General features: G+C 63.9%; 14 protein-coding genes. 9 read left to right on the top strand and 5 right to left on the bottom strand.

Annotated features, from left to right (window positions below; translation table 11 throughout):
• Positions 1–2409: an ATP-dependent helicase HrpB gene (gene hrpB, locus Q0936_RS04210; protein ID WP_299297335.1), complete on the bottom strand. Its 2409-nt coding sequence runs from the start codon at positions 2407–2409 to the stop codon at positions 1–3.
• Positions 2410–2499: 90 nt separating this feature from the next.
• On the opposite strand from hrpB, the gene meaB reads away from it, so the two are divergent.
• From meaB to Q0936_RS04190, 4 genes are all read left to right on the top strand, one after another.
• Complete coding sequence (gene meaB / locus Q0936_RS04205; protein WP_299297334.1) at positions 2500–3513, top strand: methylmalonyl Co-A mutase-associated GTPase MeaB; 1014 nt, start codon at positions 2500–2502, stop codon at positions 3511–3513.
• A gap of 106 nt (positions 3514–3619) precedes the next feature.
• Positions 3620–3910 carry a 50S ribosomal protein L28 gene (rpmB, locus tag Q0936_RS04200; protein ID WP_299164642.1) on the top strand — a complete coding sequence of 97 codons (291 nt, stop codon included), beginning with the start codon at positions 3620–3622 and terminating at the stop codon, positions 3908–3910.
• A gap of 131 nt (positions 3911–4041) precedes the next feature.
• Positions 4042–4389, top strand: coding sequence for a hypothetical protein (locus Q0936_RS04195; RefSeq protein WP_299297333.1), 348 nt, complete (start codon positions 4042–4044; stop codon positions 4387–4389).
• A gap of 51 nt (positions 4390–4440) precedes the next feature.
• The gene (locus tag Q0936_RS04190; RefSeq protein WP_299297332.1) at positions 4441–4932 is read left to right on the top strand and encodes a copper chaperone PCu(A)C; all 492 of its coding nucleotides are present in this window, start codon (positions 4441–4443) and stop codon (positions 4930–4932) included.
• Between the two features lie 50 nt (positions 4933–4982).
• Here the strand turns inward: Q0936_RS04190 and Q0936_RS04185 are convergent, their stop codons facing one another.
• The 3 genes from Q0936_RS04185 to Q0936_RS04175 form a co-directional block, all read right to left on the bottom strand.
• On the bottom strand, positions 4983–5972 hold the full coding sequence (locus Q0936_RS04185; RefSeq protein WP_299377895.1) for a 2-dehydropantoate 2-reductase: 990 nt from the start codon (positions 5970–5972) through the stop codon (positions 4983–4985).
• A 4-nt stretch (positions 5973–5976) separates the two neighbouring features.
• Positions 5977–6882, bottom strand: coding sequence for an ornithine carbamoyltransferase (gene argF, locus Q0936_RS04180; protein WP_299137943.1), 906 nt, complete (start codon positions 6880–6882; stop codon positions 5977–5979).
• A 75-nt stretch (positions 6883–6957) separates the two neighbouring features.
• Positions 6958–8130, bottom strand: a complete 1173-nt coding sequence (locus Q0936_RS04175) for an aspartate aminotransferase family protein (RefSeq protein ID WP_299297330.1) — start codon at positions 8128–8130, stop codon at positions 6958–6960.
• A gap of 259 nt (positions 8131–8389) precedes the next feature.
• On the opposite strand from Q0936_RS04175, the gene Q0936_RS04170 reads away from it, so the two are divergent.
• Both Q0936_RS04170 and Q0936_RS04165 read left to right on the top strand, forming a co-directional pair.
• Positions 8390–9295: a DMT family transporter gene (locus tag Q0936_RS04170; protein WP_299377892.1), complete on the top strand. Its 906-nt coding sequence runs from the start codon at positions 8390–8392 to the stop codon at positions 9293–9295.
• Between the two features lie 89 nt (positions 9296–9384).
• Complete coding sequence (locus Q0936_RS04165; RefSeq protein ID WP_299296259.1) at positions 9385–9960, top strand: GcrA family cell cycle regulator; 576 nt, start codon at positions 9385–9387, stop codon at positions 9958–9960.
• Here the strand turns inward: Q0936_RS04165 and Q0936_RS04160 are convergent.
• Complete coding sequence (locus Q0936_RS04160) at positions 9957–12329, bottom strand: heavy metal translocating P-type ATPase (protein ID WP_299296257.1); 2373 nt, start codon at positions 12327–12329, stop codon at positions 9957–9959. The two genes, Q0936_RS04165 and Q0936_RS04160, sit on opposite strands and share 4 nt — an antisense overlap.
• A gap of 148 nt (positions 12330–12477) precedes the next feature.
• Here Q0936_RS04160 and Q0936_RS04155 point away from each other — a divergent pair, with 148 nt between their 5' ends.
• From Q0936_RS04155 to Q0936_RS04145, 3 genes are all read left to right on the top strand, one after another.
• The gene (locus tag Q0936_RS04155) at positions 12478–14127 is read left to right on the top strand and encodes a thiamine pyrophosphate-binding protein (protein WP_299137954.1); all 1650 of its coding nucleotides are present in this window, start codon (positions 12478–12480) and stop codon (positions 14125–14127) included.
• On the top strand, positions 14114–15325 hold the full coding sequence (locus tag Q0936_RS04150) for a CoA transferase (protein WP_299296268.1): 1212 nt from the start codon (positions 14114–14116) through the stop codon (positions 15323–15325). The genes Q0936_RS04155 and Q0936_RS04150 overlap by 14 nt, the downstream gene beginning before the upstream one ends.
• A gap of 181 nt (positions 15326–15506) precedes the next feature.
• Entirely contained in the window at positions 15507–16853 is a 1347-nt protein-coding gene (locus Q0936_RS04145) for a tetratricopeptide repeat protein (RefSeq protein ID WP_299296254.1), read from the top strand.
• Positions 16854–16921 lie beyond the last annotated feature (68 nt).

Below are 16921 nucleotides of genomic sequence, written 5' to 3'. Positions count from 1 at the left end.
TCAGCGCCGTGGTTTGGCGCGCAAGGTCGGATCGGCCTGTGTCGGGTCCTCGGGCCAGGGATGCTTGGGGTACTGCCCGCGCATATCCTTGCGCACATCCGCATATGTGTTGGCCCAGAACCCCGGCAGGTCGGACGTTATCTGGATCGGGCGCTGCGCGGGCGACAACAGCGTCACCTGCAGCGGCACCTGTCCCACCACCGGATGCCGCATGACGCCAAACAGCTCCTGCAACCGCACCGAAATGCCCGGCGTCGCGCCGTCATAGTCGATTGCAATACGCCGCCCCAACGGCGTCACAAAGTGCCCCGGCACCGCGCGATCCAACTCTTGCATCGCGGCAAAGCCCAGATGCGCCTGCAAGGCAGGCAGAATGTCGAACCGTTTCCAGTCTGCTGCTGATGTCACACCACTCAGATAAGGCACCAACCAGTCTTCGAGCGTGTCCAGAAGATGCGCCTCAGACAGGTCTGCAAACTCAGGCCCCATCAGTGCCGCGCGGGCCATCAGACGGCGCGCGGCCTTTGATGGCAACAGCCCCTGAATGCGCACACCCTCGGCCATGGCAAGGGCCAGCGCATCATCAGGCGCATCGTGCCAGGGTGCGTCTTCCAGAACCAGCGCACCAAAGCGCCGCTGCTCCCGTGCGCGCACCGCCTTGTCGCGCTTGCTCCAGTTGCACACCCGAACCTGTTCAATCTGGTCACCGAACAGCGCCTCAAACGCGGCGCGGTCCAAGGGGATCGCTTGACGAATGCGCGCCTCGCGCGGGTCACCATCAAGGTCCGTGGCCACGATCATGCTTTGCCCGGACAACCTATCCCCTTGCGGCAGCACGGCCCCCTTGCCCCCCGACAGGATATAGCGCGGCGCATCACCCGCCCGGCGCAAGCCGATGCGGTCCGGATAGGCCAGCGCCGCCATTTCGGACGCATCACGGGGCGGGCGGTCAGACGCGCGCGATTTCAGACGTTTCGCCTCGTCCCGGATGCGCGCCAACGTGCCACGATGCGCATCGGGAAAGGCTCCGGGATCGCGCATCGCCCGCAACCGCAGGCCAAGGTCCGTGCCGCGATTGCGCAGCGGGTCCCGTTCGGCCAGCAACGCCGCCAACGGGGCCGCGCCCTTGCCCGCTGTCTCCAGCATATGCGCCAAACGGGGATGCAGAGGATAACGGGCCAGGGCCCGGCCATGCGCCGTGATCCGATGGTCCGCGTCCAGCGCGCCCAACATGCGCAACACTGCCCGAGCCTCGGCCAAACGACCGCGATGCGGGGGCGTCACAAATCGCAGGTCTGCCTCACTCGCGCCCCACAGGCTCAACTCCAGCGCAAAGCTCGCCAGATCACCCGCTTCGATCTCGGGTGGAGGAAACGCCGCCATTGCGCCGTCCTCTCCACGCGTCCAGAGCTTGTAGGCCACACCGGGTGCCACGCGGCCCGCGCGTCCGGCACGCTGGGTCGCCTCGGCCCGCGTCACCCGTTCGGTGATCAGGCGCGACATCCCCGAACTTGGATCAAATCGCGCCCGCCGTGACCGGCCACCATCCACAACGATGCGCACGTCCGGGATGGTCAGCGATGTCTCTGCGATGGCGGTGGCCAGAACCACCTTGCGCCCCTTTGACGGCGCAAGTGCCGCCCGTTGCGCTTTGAAATCCATAGCCCCAAACAGCGGCAGCGCCTCGACACCCCCCGGCAGGCGCGGCGTCAGCAAAGCCAAAGTACGCCGTATCTCCCCCTCGCCCGGCAAAAAGGCAAGCGCACCGCCATCCGCCGCGCCCAATGCCTCAAGAATCAAATCCGCCATTGCGGCTTCGAACCGGGTGTCCTTGGCCACGGGGCGGGGCAACCAATGGGGTACAACTTCAAAACTGCGCCCTTCGGACGTCAGGATTTCGCACCCCATCACTTCGGCCACCGGGGCGGCATCCAACGTGGCCGACATGGCCAAAAGGATCAGGTCGTCCCGCAGCGCCTCGGCCACCTCAAGGCACAGTGCCAAGCCCAGATCAGCATTCAATGACCGCTCGTGAAATTCGTCAAAGATCACCGCGCCTACGCCGGGCAGATCAGGCGCGTCTTGCAACATCCGGGTGAGGATACCCTCCGTCACCACTTCGATACGCGTGTCTTTGCTGACTTTGCTCTCGCCCCTGACCCGGTAGCCGACCGTCTGACCCGGCACCTCGCCCAGAGTTGTAGCCATACGTTCCGCAGCAGCGCGCGCGGCCAAGCGCCGGGGCTCCAGCATCAGAATGCGCCCCTTGCACAGACCGGCCTCGTGCATCGCCAGCGGCACGCAGGTCGTCTTGCCTGCACCCGGCGGGGCTTGCAACACGGCCCGCCCGTCCCGGCGCAAGGTGGCGATCAGGTCGGGCAAGATGTCATGGATCGGCAACTGGGTCATGGGTCGCGTTATGCGCCAACTGTGCGGCGCCGCCAACTCTGGACATTTCACGCCTCATCCCGGACATGTTGCATCAGGGAGAGCACGCTCATGGACACAGCCGACCTGGCACATCGCATTGCCGCCGGAGAACGGCGGGCCCTTGCACGCGGTATCACGCTGGTCGAAAGCGCGCGGGCCGATCACAGGGATCAAGCAGCGGCTGTTCTGTCCAGCCTGCCCCGTGACCGCCAGGCGCTGCGCATCGGCCTGTCCGGCACACCGGGCGTCGGCAAATCCACCTTTATCGAAGCGTTTGGCATGATGCTTGTCGCACGTGGCCTGCGTGTTGCCGTGTTGGCAGTGGACCCGTCATCGGCGCGCTCCGGTGGGTCAATCCTGGGCGACAAAACCCGCATGGACCGGTTAAGCCGTGTGCCCGAAGCCTTTATCCGCCCCTCGCCCAGCCAGACCCACTTGGGCGGCGTGGGCCGTCGCACCCGCGAAGCGGTGGCCCTGTGCGAGGGTGCAGGGTTTGACGTCATTTTGATCGAAACCGTTGGTGTCGGACAATCCGAGACTGTGGTAGCGCAGATGGCGGACCTTTTTCTGCTGCTATTGGCACCGGCAGGCGGCGACGAGTTGCAGGGGGTCAAACGCGGGATCATGGAAATGGCGGATATGATCCTCGTCAACAAGGCGGATGGCGATCTGAAACCCGCTGCGACACGGACCTGTGCCGACTACGCGGGTGCGCTGCGCCTGCTGCGCAAACGTCCACAGGACCCAACGGGCTACCCCAAGGCGATGATGGTATCCGCCCTTTCCGAGGACGGGTTGGACACTGCTTGGGCCGACATGCAGTCCCTCGTGGCATGGCGTAGGGAAGCGGGCTTTTTCGCACGGACCCGCGCCGATCAGGCGCGCTATTGGTTCGAGCAGGATGTGCGCACCGCACTGCTGTCACAGTTGGAAACACCCGACGTGCAAACCCGCATGGCGACACTGGGCGCAGAGGTGTCCTCCGGCGCATTGGACCCCGCCATCGCCGCAGCACACATCCTGTCTGAATTGGGGGTGGATTTAAGCCCACGGCGGGTTGACCCTGACCCCGATTCCCCCTAAAGCCTCCAGACCAAATTCGATGGCGCCGCCGACATCGCGCGGTGCCTGTGTCGTTTCAGGGCGGGTGACCCGGTGTGAGGCGGCAAAACGTTAAGAGGATAAGCCCATGTCGCGCGTATGCGAATTGACCGGTAAAGGCCCGATGGTTGGCAACAATGTCAGCCACGCGAAAAACAGAACACGTCGGCGTTTCTTGCCGAACCTGAACGACGTGACGCTGCAATCCGAAACGCTGGGCCGTGGCGTCAAGCTGCGGATTTCGGCATCGGCGCTGCGCTCAGTCGATCACCGTGGTGGTCTGGACGCGTATCTGGCCAAGGCCAAGGACGTTGAACTGTCCGACCGCGCGCTCAAGGTCAAAAAAGAGATTGCCAAGGCGCAGGCTGCAACAGCCTGAACCACGGTTCATCCCGATGCACATCACCCCGTCTGCGCAGGCAGGCGGGGTTGTTCGTTTCGGAACAACCGCAATGCGCCGACCCGCAACGCATTGCCGCAGTTGAGTGTACCCACACGCTGATCTAGAACATGCCCATGATGCGCGCGTGCCTGTCCATTCTGCTGAGCCTGATGCTACTTGTGACAAGTCACAGCATGGCGGTGGCGCGTGGTGCGGATCGCGCCGTGGACCGCATCGTCATCTGCACCGGCACAACTCTTTCCGCGATCTACGTTGATGCGGACGGGCAGCCGACACAGGCCCCGCACCTTTGCCCCGATTGTGCACTGCACAGCACAGACGCGCTCGCCCCTCCCGCCATCAGCCTGACGGCTCCGACACGGTTTCACCTGTTGCAGGTGTGGGAACCTGTTGCGTTTGCGGAACATTGCGCCTCGGGCCGCCCCGGCGCACGCGCACCGCCTTTGGTGATCTGACCCACCCTTCAGAACAGCACTGCAATTCAGATCACCAGAAAGGGGACGTTCATGTCCTTTCCCAAACCCATCTTGGCGGCTGTAACCGCTACCCTCATCGCCCTTCCAGCCCTGGCTGACAACATCATGGTCATGGATCCATACGCCCGTGCGGCCAGCCCCTCGGCCAAGGCTGGCGCAGCCTTTATGATGCTGCACAACACATCAGGCGCGGATGACGTTCTGATCGCGGCCCGTTCCGACGCGGCAAAACGGGTCGAGCTGCACACCCATGTCGAAGTCAGCGACGGCGTCATGAAGATGACCGAAATCGAAGGCGGCATCGCCATCCCCGCAGGCACCATGTACGAAATGAAACGTGGCGCCGATCACGTCATGCTGATGGGCCTTACCGGGCCGCTGGAACAGGGCAGCGACATCGAAGTCACGCTGGTCTTTGAAAATGCGGGCGAGGTGGTCGTGACCATCCCTGTCGACAACGAACGCAAACCGGCGGCAGACGCCCATGGTGGCCACGACGACCACAGCACCCACTCGAACTGAAAACGGCCAAGGCGGGGCAAGTCCCCGCCAACGCCACCCGGTCGAGCGGGCTAGAGCGTGCGTCTGATCTCGTCCACACTCAGGCCCGGCGGACCGTTGCCTGCGGTCTCGGCGGCCTGGATCAACTGGCGCATCCGCGCATTGACCGGGGCCTGACGACCAAAACGATCGGCAAGTTGCAGGATCGTGCCTTGCAGGGCGTCAATCTCGGTCGTCCGACCACGCTTCAGGTCTTCCCACATTGACGAACGCGCGGTTGCATCAATGGTCAGCATCTGCGCCGCCACCAGCCGGAACACCGGCGTGGGCAGCCGGAGGATCATCGGGATCAAACCGGGTGCCACCGCCGTGGTCTTGGCCGGGGTGATGCCCGCCGCACGCAGCACGCGCAGCGCCTCGCGCATCTGATCGGCCAACAGACGACGCCAGCGGACGTCCTGCAATTGCTCCAACAATGGCAGGTCCGACAGCGCGTTGACCGCGTTCCCCAGGTTGATCAATAACTTGCCCCATTGCACGGCCTCGATGTCGGTATGTGCGGTCCAGGCCAAATGCGCAGTGCTCAGCGCAGGCAGGGGACCCGCCTCAACGAGGATATCGCCGGATGTGGCGCGGTGCACATGCGCGGCGCCCTCTGCCACGACATTGAACGGCACCATGGCTGCGCGCACATCATGGCGCGGCAAGGCGGCGCGCAAAGTGGCGGCATTGGTCACCCCGTTTTGCAGGCTGATCACCTGCGCGCCGTCGGCATATTGCGCGATCTGCGCGGCCATCGCGGCGGTGTCACCGGATTTGACACAGACCAGAACCACGTCCGCGTCCGCGAGACCCACCTCGGGCGAGGCGGTCGCTTGAACCTGCTGCAGATGCAGGTCCAGACCATCATAGCCGGTCAATCGCAGGCCCGACGTCGCGCAGGCATCTACCAGTCGCGCCCGACCAAGAAAACGCACGTCGTGTCCCGCATGCGCCAGCAGCCCACCGACGAAACAGCCGATGCTGCCCGCTCCGGCCACTGCGATGCGCACGCCGGTCATCCCGTCAAACGCCCAGACACCAGCGCATGATCGCCTTTTGCGCATGCAGCCGGTTTTCGGCTTCGTCAAAGATGACAGAATGTGGCCCGTCCATGATCTCGGACGTTGCCTCGTCATCGCGGTGGGCGGGCAGGCAGTGCATGAACAGGCTGTCCGCCTTAGCCTGGGCCATCAGGTCCGCGTTCACCTGATAACCGCGCAACTGGTTGTGCCGCCGTTCGCGCGCGGATTGGGGATCATGCATCGACACCCAGGTGTCCGTAACAACCAGATCGGCACCTTCGACGGCGCGCGCGGGGTCCCGCTCGGTTGTGTAGAGACCGTCCAACGCCCGTTCGGGATCAAGCGGTTCTGGACCGGTAAAGACCAGATCAAACTCGAATTGCTTGGCCGCATGGGCAAAGCTGGCAAAGACATTGTTGCCGTCACCGGACCACACGACTTTCTTGCCGCGGATCGGGCCGCGATGCTCTTCGAAGGTCATGATGTCCGCCATGATCTGGCAGGGATGCGTGCGATTGGTAAGGCCGTTGATTACAGGCACGGTCGCATATTCCGCCATTTCCAGCAGCGTCGCTTCTTCGAATGTGCGGATCATGATGAGGTCCACATAGCGGCTGAGGACACGGGCAGTGTCGGCAATGGTCTCGCCATGTCCCAGTTGCATGTCCGATCCGGACAGCACCATCGTCTGGCCGCCCATCTGGCGCACGCCCACGTCAAAGGACACGCGTGTCCGAGTAGAGGGTTTTTCGAAAATAAGGGCCACCATGTGCCCATCCAGCGGCTGATCATCGTCCCGCGTCCCCTTGGGGCGGCCGGCACGGGCGGTTTTCATGTCGCGGGCGCTGTCGATGATCTGCCGCAGGTCAGGTTGCGACGTCGTATGGATGTCTAGGAAATGGGTCATGTCATGTCTCTTGGTGCGGGTTGCCGGGGGCTGTCTGCCCCCGAACCCCCGAAGGTATTTGATGCGAAAGGAAAGTCAGGACGCCAAAGCGATTGCGGCGGCATCAAGTCGGTCCACAGCGGCTGCGATTTCGTCGTCGGAAATATTGAGCGGAGGCAACAGGCGGATCGTGTTGTCTGCGGCAGGGACGGTGATCACCTCTTGGGCATAGCCGGCAGCGACCACGTCACCGCATGGCACTTTGCACTTGATCCCCATCATCAGCCCGGACCCGCGCACCAGGTCGAAGACATCCGGATGGGCGGCAGTCAAACCTTCGAGTTTCTGGCGCAACAGGCCTGCGCGGCGGTTCACATCCGCGAGGAAGGCAGGGTCAGCGACAATATCGAGGACGGCACAGCCCACGGCGCAGCCCAGCGGGTTGCCGCCATAGGTCGAGCCATGCGTGCCTGCGGTCATGCCGCTTGCGGCGTTTTCGGTGGCCAGCACACAGCCCAGGGGAAAGCCGCCGCCGATCCCCTTGGCGACCATCATGATGTCCGGCGCCACGCCCGCCCATTCATGGGCGAAAAGCTTGCCCGTGCGGCCGACACCGCATTGAACTTCGTCAAAGATGAGCAGGATGCCATGCGTGTCGCACAGGTCGCGCAACCCTTTGAGGCATTGGTCAGGCACAGGGATGATCCCGCCCTCGCCCTGGACAGGTTCGATCAGGATGGCTGCGGTCTGGTCGGTGATCGCCGCCGCAACCGCGTCGTGATCACCAAAGGCCAGGTTGGTAAATCCGGGCAGGAGCGGGCCAAAGCCCTTGGTCATCTTTTCAGACCCAGCCGCCGCGATGCCCGCAGATGACCGGCCATGGAAGCTGCCGGTGAAGGTGATGATATCGACCTTGTCGGGTTCACCTTTGTCGAACCAGTATTTGCGCGCCATTTTGACGGCCAGCTCGCAGGCCTCGGTGCCCGAGTTGGTAAAGAACACCGTGTCGGCAAAAGTGGCATCGACCAGTTTGTCGGCGAGGGCCTGTTGCTGGGGGATGTGGTACAGGTTCGACGTGTGCCAGAGCGCATTGGCCTGGGTGGTCAGCGCCTCGGTCAGAGCAGGATGGGCGTGGCCCAGCGCATTGACCGCAATACCGGCGCCCAGGTCGAGAAAACGTCGCCCGTCCGCTTCGATCAGCCAGGCGCCTTCGCCTTTGACAAAGGTCAGAGGGGCGCGGTTGTAGGTCGGCAAAACGGACGTGATCATGGGGATCATCCTCTTGGGTCAGCCAAAAACGTCAAAACACGTTGGTGCATGAGGCATTGGGCGGGGTCAACAGATTTAAGAGAGGGATGTGTGGCCAAATCCGGCGCACACGCAAAGATCGTCGGCAGCCTCAGCTGCGGCGCAAGGGTCGTCGGAGATGTGTCGCCGTGATCTTCATGCCCGTCTGATAGACGCCCCGTTTGAAAAAGACCAGATGAAATGACTTGCACCTGTCCCGGCTTGGGCGCAGGTCACGTACATGTATGCCGCCAAACCTCCGAATCCTGCCCTTGCCGCTGGCCTGATCGGCATCGCCTGCGCGTTCATTGCGGCCACCACCCTGTTTGCCAAAGCCTTGGGCACAGACCAATTCGGCCCGGCCCTGCACCCGTTCCAGATCAGCTTCGGGCGGTTCCTCTTTGCCTTTGTGGCGCTCGGGACGGCGGCAGCGATCCTGCGGCCCGAATTTCAACGGCCCCATCTCGGTCTGCACCTGGCCCGCACGGTGTCGGGCTGGCTGGGTGTGACGCTGATGTTTGCAAGCGTGGCGTATATCCCGCTCGCCGACGCCACCGCGATCTCGTTCCTCAACCCGGTGTTCGGCATGATCCTGGCCATCCCCCTTTTGGGCGAACGCGTGGGCAAGTGGCGTTGGCTGGCCGCCGCTATTGCCTTTGCCGGGGCCATGATCCTGCTGCGCCCGACACCTGCCAGCTTTCAACCTGCGGCGCTGCTCGCCCTTGGGGCTGCGCTTGTTCTGGGGTTCGAGTTGAGCATCATCAAGAAACTGACTGGACGCGAGGGGCCGTTTTCGATCCTTGTGGTCAACAACCTGCTGGGCATGATCGTCGCCGGGCTGGCCGTGGTTTGGGTCTGGCAAGCGCCAACAGGTGCGCAATGGGCGCTGATGGCAGGCATCGGCGGCGCCATGGCCGTGGCGCAGACCTGTTTTGTAAATGCCATGGCGCGCGCAGACGCCAGTTTTGTTGCGCCGTTCAGCTATGGAACGCTGATCTTTGCGGCACTTTACGACACGATTTTCTATGGTGTCATCCCGGACGGCATCACACTGTTGGGTGCTGGCATCATCATCACCGGCGCACTTTTGCTGGCCTGGCGCGAGGGGCGAAATGCCCGCAGGCAACGGGACCATGCTCCCTTGTAACTTTGGCGTGGGTGACTAGAATAGAACGCTGACATGAAATTTCAGGGCGGCCCCATGGGAGGCCGCCTTTTAGCTAGGAAAGCCTGCCGATGTCTTGGACCGACGAGCGCGTTGAACTTCTGAAAAAGATGTGGGGGGAGGGCCAATCCGCCAGCCAGATCGCCAAGGAGTTGGGCGGCGTGACCCGCAACGCGGTGATCGGCAAGGTGCACCGGCTTGGCCTGTCGAACCGTGCAGGCAGCGGCGCAAGTGCTGCAGCAGCCAAAGCGGACCCCAAGCCCAAGCCAACACCCAAGGCCAAGGCAGAGCCGAAACCGCAGCCCAAGACCGAGCCAGCGATCAAACCTGCCCCGGCACCCGAGACAAAATCGACCCTGCCCGCACGCAAACAGATCATTCCCGCCGGACAGCCGCTGCCACCGCAGCCGTCCGCAAACGAAATCAGCCCAGAGGCGCTGGCCAAGGTCAACGAGATCGAGAAAAAGGCCAAGAAGATCAGCTTGATGGAGCTGACTGAACGGACCTGCAAATGGCCCGTGGGTGACCCCGCGACTGACAATTTCTGGTTCTGTGGCCTGCCCGTCCAGCAAGGCAAGCCTTATTGCGAGGCCCATGTCGGCGTTGCATTCCAGCCGATGTCGTCCCGCCGGGACCGCCGCCGCTAGGCCCCAGCCCTGCGCAGGCGCAGGGCGTTTGTCACCACAAACACCGATGACAGCGCCATTGCCAGCGCGGCCAGCGCGGGCGACAGCTGTGGCCCGCCAAACGGGACAAGCAGGCCCGCCGCAACCGGGATCAGTACCGTGTTGTAGCCAAACGCCCAGAACAGGTTTTGCCGAATGTTGCGCAGTGTCGCCTGACTGATGTGCAGGGCGCGCAGCACCGCGCCCGGATCGGGAGACATCATCACCACGTCCGCCGCCTCGATTGCGGCGTCACTGGCCCCGTTCACCGCCAGCCCGACATCAGCCCGCGCCAACGCGGGCGCATCATTGATCCCGTCACCGACATAAGCCACCGGGCCAAACTGGTCTTGCAACGCCTCGATCGCGGCAACTTTGCCATCGGGGCGCACCTCGGCCACCACATGTTCAATCCCCAACTGGCGCGCCACATACTGTGCCGCCGGTGCTGCATCGCCCGAGATCATCGCCACCTGACGCCCGGAGGCTGCGATATCGGCCAGCGTGTCTTTTGCCCCTGGTCGGACCGCATCACCAACGGCCAGCGCCGCAACATGCGCGCCGTCCACAGCCACATGTACAACGGTGTACCCGTCTGCCGCCCAACCCGCACCGGTATCCATCAGGGTGGCCTCTGACGCGACACCCTCACGGGCCAACATCGCGGCATTCCCGACCACAACGGTGTGTGCATCCACCTGCGCCCGCGCGCCTTCACCCAGCACGGCCTCAAACCCATCGACCTGTCCGGCAGAGGCTGGCGTGAACGCGACGATGGCGCGCGCAATGGGGTGCTCTGACCTCTGTTCCACAGCGGCGGCCAGCATGATCGCCGCATCGTCACCGGCCACATGCATCACACTCGGTGTGCCTTGGGTCAGCGTCCCGGTCTTGTCAAAGGCGACAACGCGCGCGTCCTGCAAGCGCTGCAAGGCCGCGCCCTTGTGAAACAACACGCCCAGTTCAGCGGCGCGACCTGTGCCCACCATGATGGACATCGGCGTGGCAAGACCCATGGCACAGGGACACGCAATGATCAGGACCGACACGCCCGACACAACTGCAGGGGCCAGTCCGGCCAAGGCCCACCAAAGAACAAAGGTCACAGCCGCGACAATCAACACCGCAGGCACAAACCGTGCGGTGATCCGGTTGACCAGCGCCTCGACCGGCAATCGTGCGGCCTGTGCCTGTTCCGTAAGCGTCGTGATGCGCGCCAGAACGGTATCCCGTCCCACATGCGTCGCGCGGTAGGTCAGCGTGCCCGTGGTCACCAACGTGCCAGCATGCAGCATATCGCCTGCTGATTTCAGAACAGGGACCGGTTCGCCGGTCAGCATGCTTTCATCCACATGGGTCGCGCCGTCTACGACAACGCCGTCCACCGCGATGCGCCCACCGGGGCGCACCCGCAGGACGTCGCCCACGACGACCGCGTCGAGCGCGCGTGGGGCAAAGGTGCCGCCGCTCTCAACCTCCGCCGTGTCGGGGCGCAGGCCCAGCAGACGGCGCACCGCGTCGCCGGTGCGTCCCTTGGCACGCGCCTCGAGCCAACGGCCAAGCAGGATCAACGTGACAATGACCGCCGCCGCCTCGAAATAGACACCCGAAGGCGGCAACAGGCCCGGCGCCAGCACCGCGAGCGCAGAGAACAGGAACGCAGCCCCCGCACCCAGCGCCACCAGCGCATCCATATCCGGGCGCGCCTTGATCAGGCCGGGTATCCCGCGCCGGAAAAACCCAGCGCCCGGCCCGGCCAGCACCGCAAAGCTCAGAACCAATTGCAGGATATGACTGTTGGCCTGACCAATCGTCGCGGCAACCCAGTCATGGACCGCAGGCACGGCATGGCTTCCCATTTCGATGGCAAAAACGGGCAGGGTCAGCGCCGCCGCGATCCCGAAACGGCGCAAATAGCGCGCCGCCGGATCGTCTGTTGGTGCAGCCTCTGTCTCGTGTTGTGCCGGATACCCCGCTTCGGCCAGCACGGCCATGACTGCATCTGCGGACCCTGCGGTGTTGACCTGTACCACGCGCGTCGGCAGATGCGCCTGCACATCCAGCACGCCATCCGCCCGGCCCGCCGCATCCTCGATCCGCGACACGCAGGACGCACAGGACATGCCCGGCACCGACAAGGTCAGATGATCGACGCGCGCAGGATACCCCGCCGCCTCAAGCGCAGTCACCACGTCGGTCGCGGCAACACCGCCCACACGCGCACTGTGATCGGCCAGATTGACACGCACATCCCGCGCGCCCGGCAACGCCAAAAGCGCCGCCTCGGCCCGACCAACACAGGACCCGCAATGCAGGCCCGTGATCCCGATATTGAGAACTTGATCCGTCATTCTACTCTCACATAAGGACCCGCACCGGTGAAACGTCAAGGGACGGACCGCACGACTGAAACAATGCGCCACGCAGGTGTGAGTTGTGCGCAGGCCTGACCCGTGACAGGAAGGCGCGGTGCCGCGTTCCGACAAGAAAGACACGACAATGAAAGACCTGCCCCCTAGCCCACCACGGGCCGCCGATGTTCTGGCCGCACGGCTGTATGATGCCGGGTGTCGGCTCGCCTTTGGCATGCCCGGCGGCGAGGTGCTGACACTGGTGGATGCGCTGGAACGTGCAGGCATCCGCTTTGTGCTGTGCAAACACGAAAACGCCGCCGCCTTCATGGCCGAAGGCGCATGGCACCGCACCGGCGCGCCCGGCATTCTCGTGGCAACGGTTGGACCCGGCGCTCTGAACGGGGTCAACGCAGTGGCCAACGCCCATCAGGACCGCGTCCCGATGATCGTGCTCGCTGGCTGCGTCGACGCGGACGAGGTGCAGACCTACACCCACCAGGTCCTTGACCAGACACAAGTTTTCCGCCCGATCACCAAGGCGACGTTCACCCTGAACACCGGAGCCGCCCATGTCATTGCCGACAAGGCCGTTGGCATCGCCCTCGAAGGACGCCCCGGCCCAGTCCATATCGATGTGCCCATCACCGTGGCCGTCACGCCGGTCAGCCCGGGAATCCCCTGCCGGCGCACAACGGCAACAGCCACCGTTCCAGCGCCCGCCGTGCTGGACGCGATGCGCGCTGAACTGGCGCGGGCCAAACGCCCGATCCTGATCGTGGGTGTCGATGCGCTCAACCAGGGCTTTGACACCCAGCGTACCGACATGGCCGACCAGCTGCGCCAATTCGCCGAGACATTCAACGTCCCCGTCATCACCACCTACAAGGCCAAGGGCCTCCTGCCAGAGGATCACGCCCTGGCTCTGGGTGGTGCAGGCCTGTCGCCCAAAGCGGACAAGATCCTGTTGCCGATGGTGCAACGCGCCGACCTGATCATCGGGCTGGGCTATGACCCGATCGAAATGCGTACTGGCTGGCGGGATTTCTACTTTCCCGGCATCCAGACCATGATCGACATCACCGCCGAACCCAACCACCACTACATGCACCAGGCCTCCATGAACGTGGTTGGCGATTGCGCCGAAACACTGGCGGCAATGGCGCAGGGCGTCACACCGCAACCCACATGGACCGAAGGCGAAATCCCGGCGGCCAAGGCCGACCTGACCCGCGCCTTCCCCGCCGACGAGGCATGGGGCCCCGCAGCCATCATCGACACGTGCCGCACCACCCTGCCCCGCAACACACTGGCCACCGCCGACAGCGGCGCGCACCGCATCCTGCTCAGCCAGATGTGGGAATGCTACGAGCCGCGCGGCCTGATGCAATCATCGGCCCTGTGCACCATGGGTTGCGCCATCCCACTCGCCATGGGGGCCAAGGTCGCAGACCCCGACCGCCCCGTGGTCAGCTTTTCCGGCGATGCCGGGTTCCTCATGGTTGCGGGCGAATTGTCCACCGCAGCGGAACTGGGCCTGAACACGATTTTTGTCGTCTTCGTCGACGCCTCGCTGGCCCTGATCGAACTCAAACAACGCCAGCGCCAACTGACAAATGCTGGTGTGGATTTTGCCAAACACGACTTTGCCGCCATGGGCCGTGCCTTCGGCGGGGCGGGGCACACCGTCACGTCCCGCGCAGAACTTCAGGCCGCACTGGAAGCGGCGCAAACCGCAACAACCTTCACCGTGATCGCAGCCGTCATCGACCGTGGGGCCTATGATGGCCGCATCTGATACGCAAACACCCGGCGCGCTGGACGGTGTCTATGTGCTCGACCTATCGCGCATTCTGGCTGGCCCCACCGCCACGCAAATGCTGGGCGACCTTGGCGCAACGGTGATCAAGGTCGAGAACCCCAAGACCGGCGGCGATGATACGCGCGGCTGGGGGCCGAACTATGCGCGCGACCATGAAGGGCAACCGACGGACCTGTCGGCTTATTTCATGTCCGCCAACCGCAACAAACAATCCATCGCCGTCGATCTTTCGACGGACGAGGGTCAGGACATCATTCGACAACTGGCCGCGCGTGCGGACATCGTGATCGAGAACTACAAGCCCGACGGGCTGGTCAAATACGGGCTTGATCATGCGACGCTGTGCAAGGCGCATCCGGGGCTGGTCTACTGCTCAATCTCCGGATTTGGGCAGGTTGGCCCCAACCGCGATCAACCCGGCTATGACCTCATGGCCCAAGGCTACGGCGGGATCATGTCCCTGACTGGCGATCCCGACGGCGCACCTATGAAAGTCGGCGTAGGCATCGCGGATGTCATGTGCGGCATGTACGCCACCATCGGTATTCTCGCCGCACTGCGCCACCGCGACCAGACCGGCGAGGGCCAGCACATCGACCTCAGCCTCGTGGACGCGCAGATGGCGTGGCTGATCAACGAAGGGTGCAATTTCCTGACCAGCGGCCAGGTGCCCGAACGGCGCGGCAATGCCCACCCTAACATCGTGCCCTACGACGCCTTTGCAGGCAGCGACGGACACGTGCTGGTTGCGGTTGGCAATGATGCCCAGTTTGCGCGGTTTTGCGACGTGATCGGCGCACCCGAGTTGGGGACCGATCCGCGCTTTGTCACCAACCAGTTGCGGATCGAAAACCGGGACGCCCTGATCCCGGACCTGCGGACACGTCTGGCGCGCCTGACCAAGGACGACATCCTGTCCCGCCTGCGCGGTGCCAAGGTACCCTGCGGGCCGATCCACGACGTGGCCGAAGCGCTAGGATCCGATCAGGCGCAGGCACGCGGCACGGTGGTCGAGATTGCACGCGATGATGTGGCTGACGGTCACGTCCGGTTGCTGGCGAATCCCCTGAAATTTTCTGCGACACCCGTGCGTTACAACCGCCCGCCCCCCCGCTTTGGACAGGACACCGAAGCCGTTCTTGCAACATTGGCACCCCAAAAACCGCAAGACTGATCACGAAATCGCAAGCGCTTTGGCTGGTTTCCGCCTGCTTTGGGCATCTATGCTCACAATTTGCTCACGGATCGCTAGTACAGCCTTCACGCTTGCGTGTTTCGAGCCCGCAAATGGTCCCAAACCGTCTTAGATGCTTTACACCCGTCGCCAATAACACTCCGTAAGAGGTACCGCTCTCATGATGCACGATATTTGCCAAGCTCCCGTCAGCCTGGACGACCCCGCCCTGGTTGCCGAGTGGAACGGCATGATCCGCGCCTTCATGGCACATGGCACAGCCACGCCAACTCATTTGGGCGCCGTCCTCTCGGGCGCTCCGAACTTTGCGATGGGCCACGCCACCAAGGGGCTGTTTTCGCTCATGATGGGCCGCAAGGAACTGAACTCGGTCGCGCGCGAGGCCGGTCAGACGGCTGTGGCCGCACTGGCCACCTCTGGCGGTTCTGCCCGCGAACGGCTCTGGGTGCGGGCATTGGGTGAATGGCTCGATGGACGCCCCTCCGGTGCCATCGCCGCGATGGAACGCGTTCTGGCCGAACACCCCACCGACACGCTGTCGGCCAAGGTCAGCCATGCCATCCGTTTTATCCTGGGTGATGGCGTGGGCATGCGTGCCTCCATCGAAAACGTGCTCGACGCACACAAGGGCCACGCCCTCGAAGGATACGTTCACGGCTGCCACGCCTTCACGCTTGAGGAAACGGGTGACTATGACGGTGCCGAGGCCGCTGGCCTCAAAGGGCTGCAACTGGCAAGCGACGACGCCTGGGGCCTGCACGCCGTGGCGCACGTCTACGACATGACCGCCCGTCCCGATCACGGCATCGCACTGATCGAAAACAACTGCGCGGCCTGGGATCACTGCAACAACTTCCGCTACCATGTCTGGTGGCACAAGGCGCTGCTGCACCTCGACCGCGGCGAGAATGACATCGTTCTGGCCCTCTATGACCAGCAGATCCGCCACGAAAAGACCGACGACTACCGCGACATCGCCAACGCCACATCGCTGCTCATGCGTCTGGAACTCGAAGGCACCCAGGTGGGCGACCGCTGGGACGAATTGGCTGACTTTGCGCAACACCGTACCGATGACGGTTGCCTGGTGTTTGCCGACCTGCACTACCAGCTTGCTCTGGGGGCTGCTGGCCGGGACGACGCGCAATCCGCACTGACAGCGCGCTTTGCCGTTGATGCCGCGCGCCAGGGTGAAATGCCCTCGCGCGTTGCCGATCCGGGCAAGGCCGCACTTGCCGGTCTCAACGCCTTTGCCGAAGGACGCTATGACGATGCGTTCCGCAATCTGGCATCGGCCCGCCCCGGCATGCAAACCATCGGCGGCAGCCACGCCCAGCGCGACGTGTTTGAACGCATGACGATCGATGCGGGCCTGCGCTCTGGCATGTACGACGCCACCGAGGCCCTGCTCGAAGACCGCATCGCGCGCCGCGCAGGTGCCGTTGACCGGTTCTCGGCCACCCGTCTGGCCAGCGTCAGCGACGCCCGCCGCATCCCCGCGCAATAAACGCGCCGGCCCCCGCGTCTGCACGCGCGCGGGGCCTGACTCTTTGACCAAAGAAGACTAGACAGCGG

Origin of the sequence: uncultured Tateyamaria sp. (genome assembly GCF_947488715.1) — a bacterium.
Taxonomy (GTDB): Bacteria; Pseudomonadota; Alphaproteobacteria; order Rhodobacterales; family Rhodobacteraceae; genus Tateyamaria.
The sequence above is the reverse complement of the archived record's forward strand: the minus strand, read 5'-3'. Positions and strand labels throughout refer to the sequence as shown.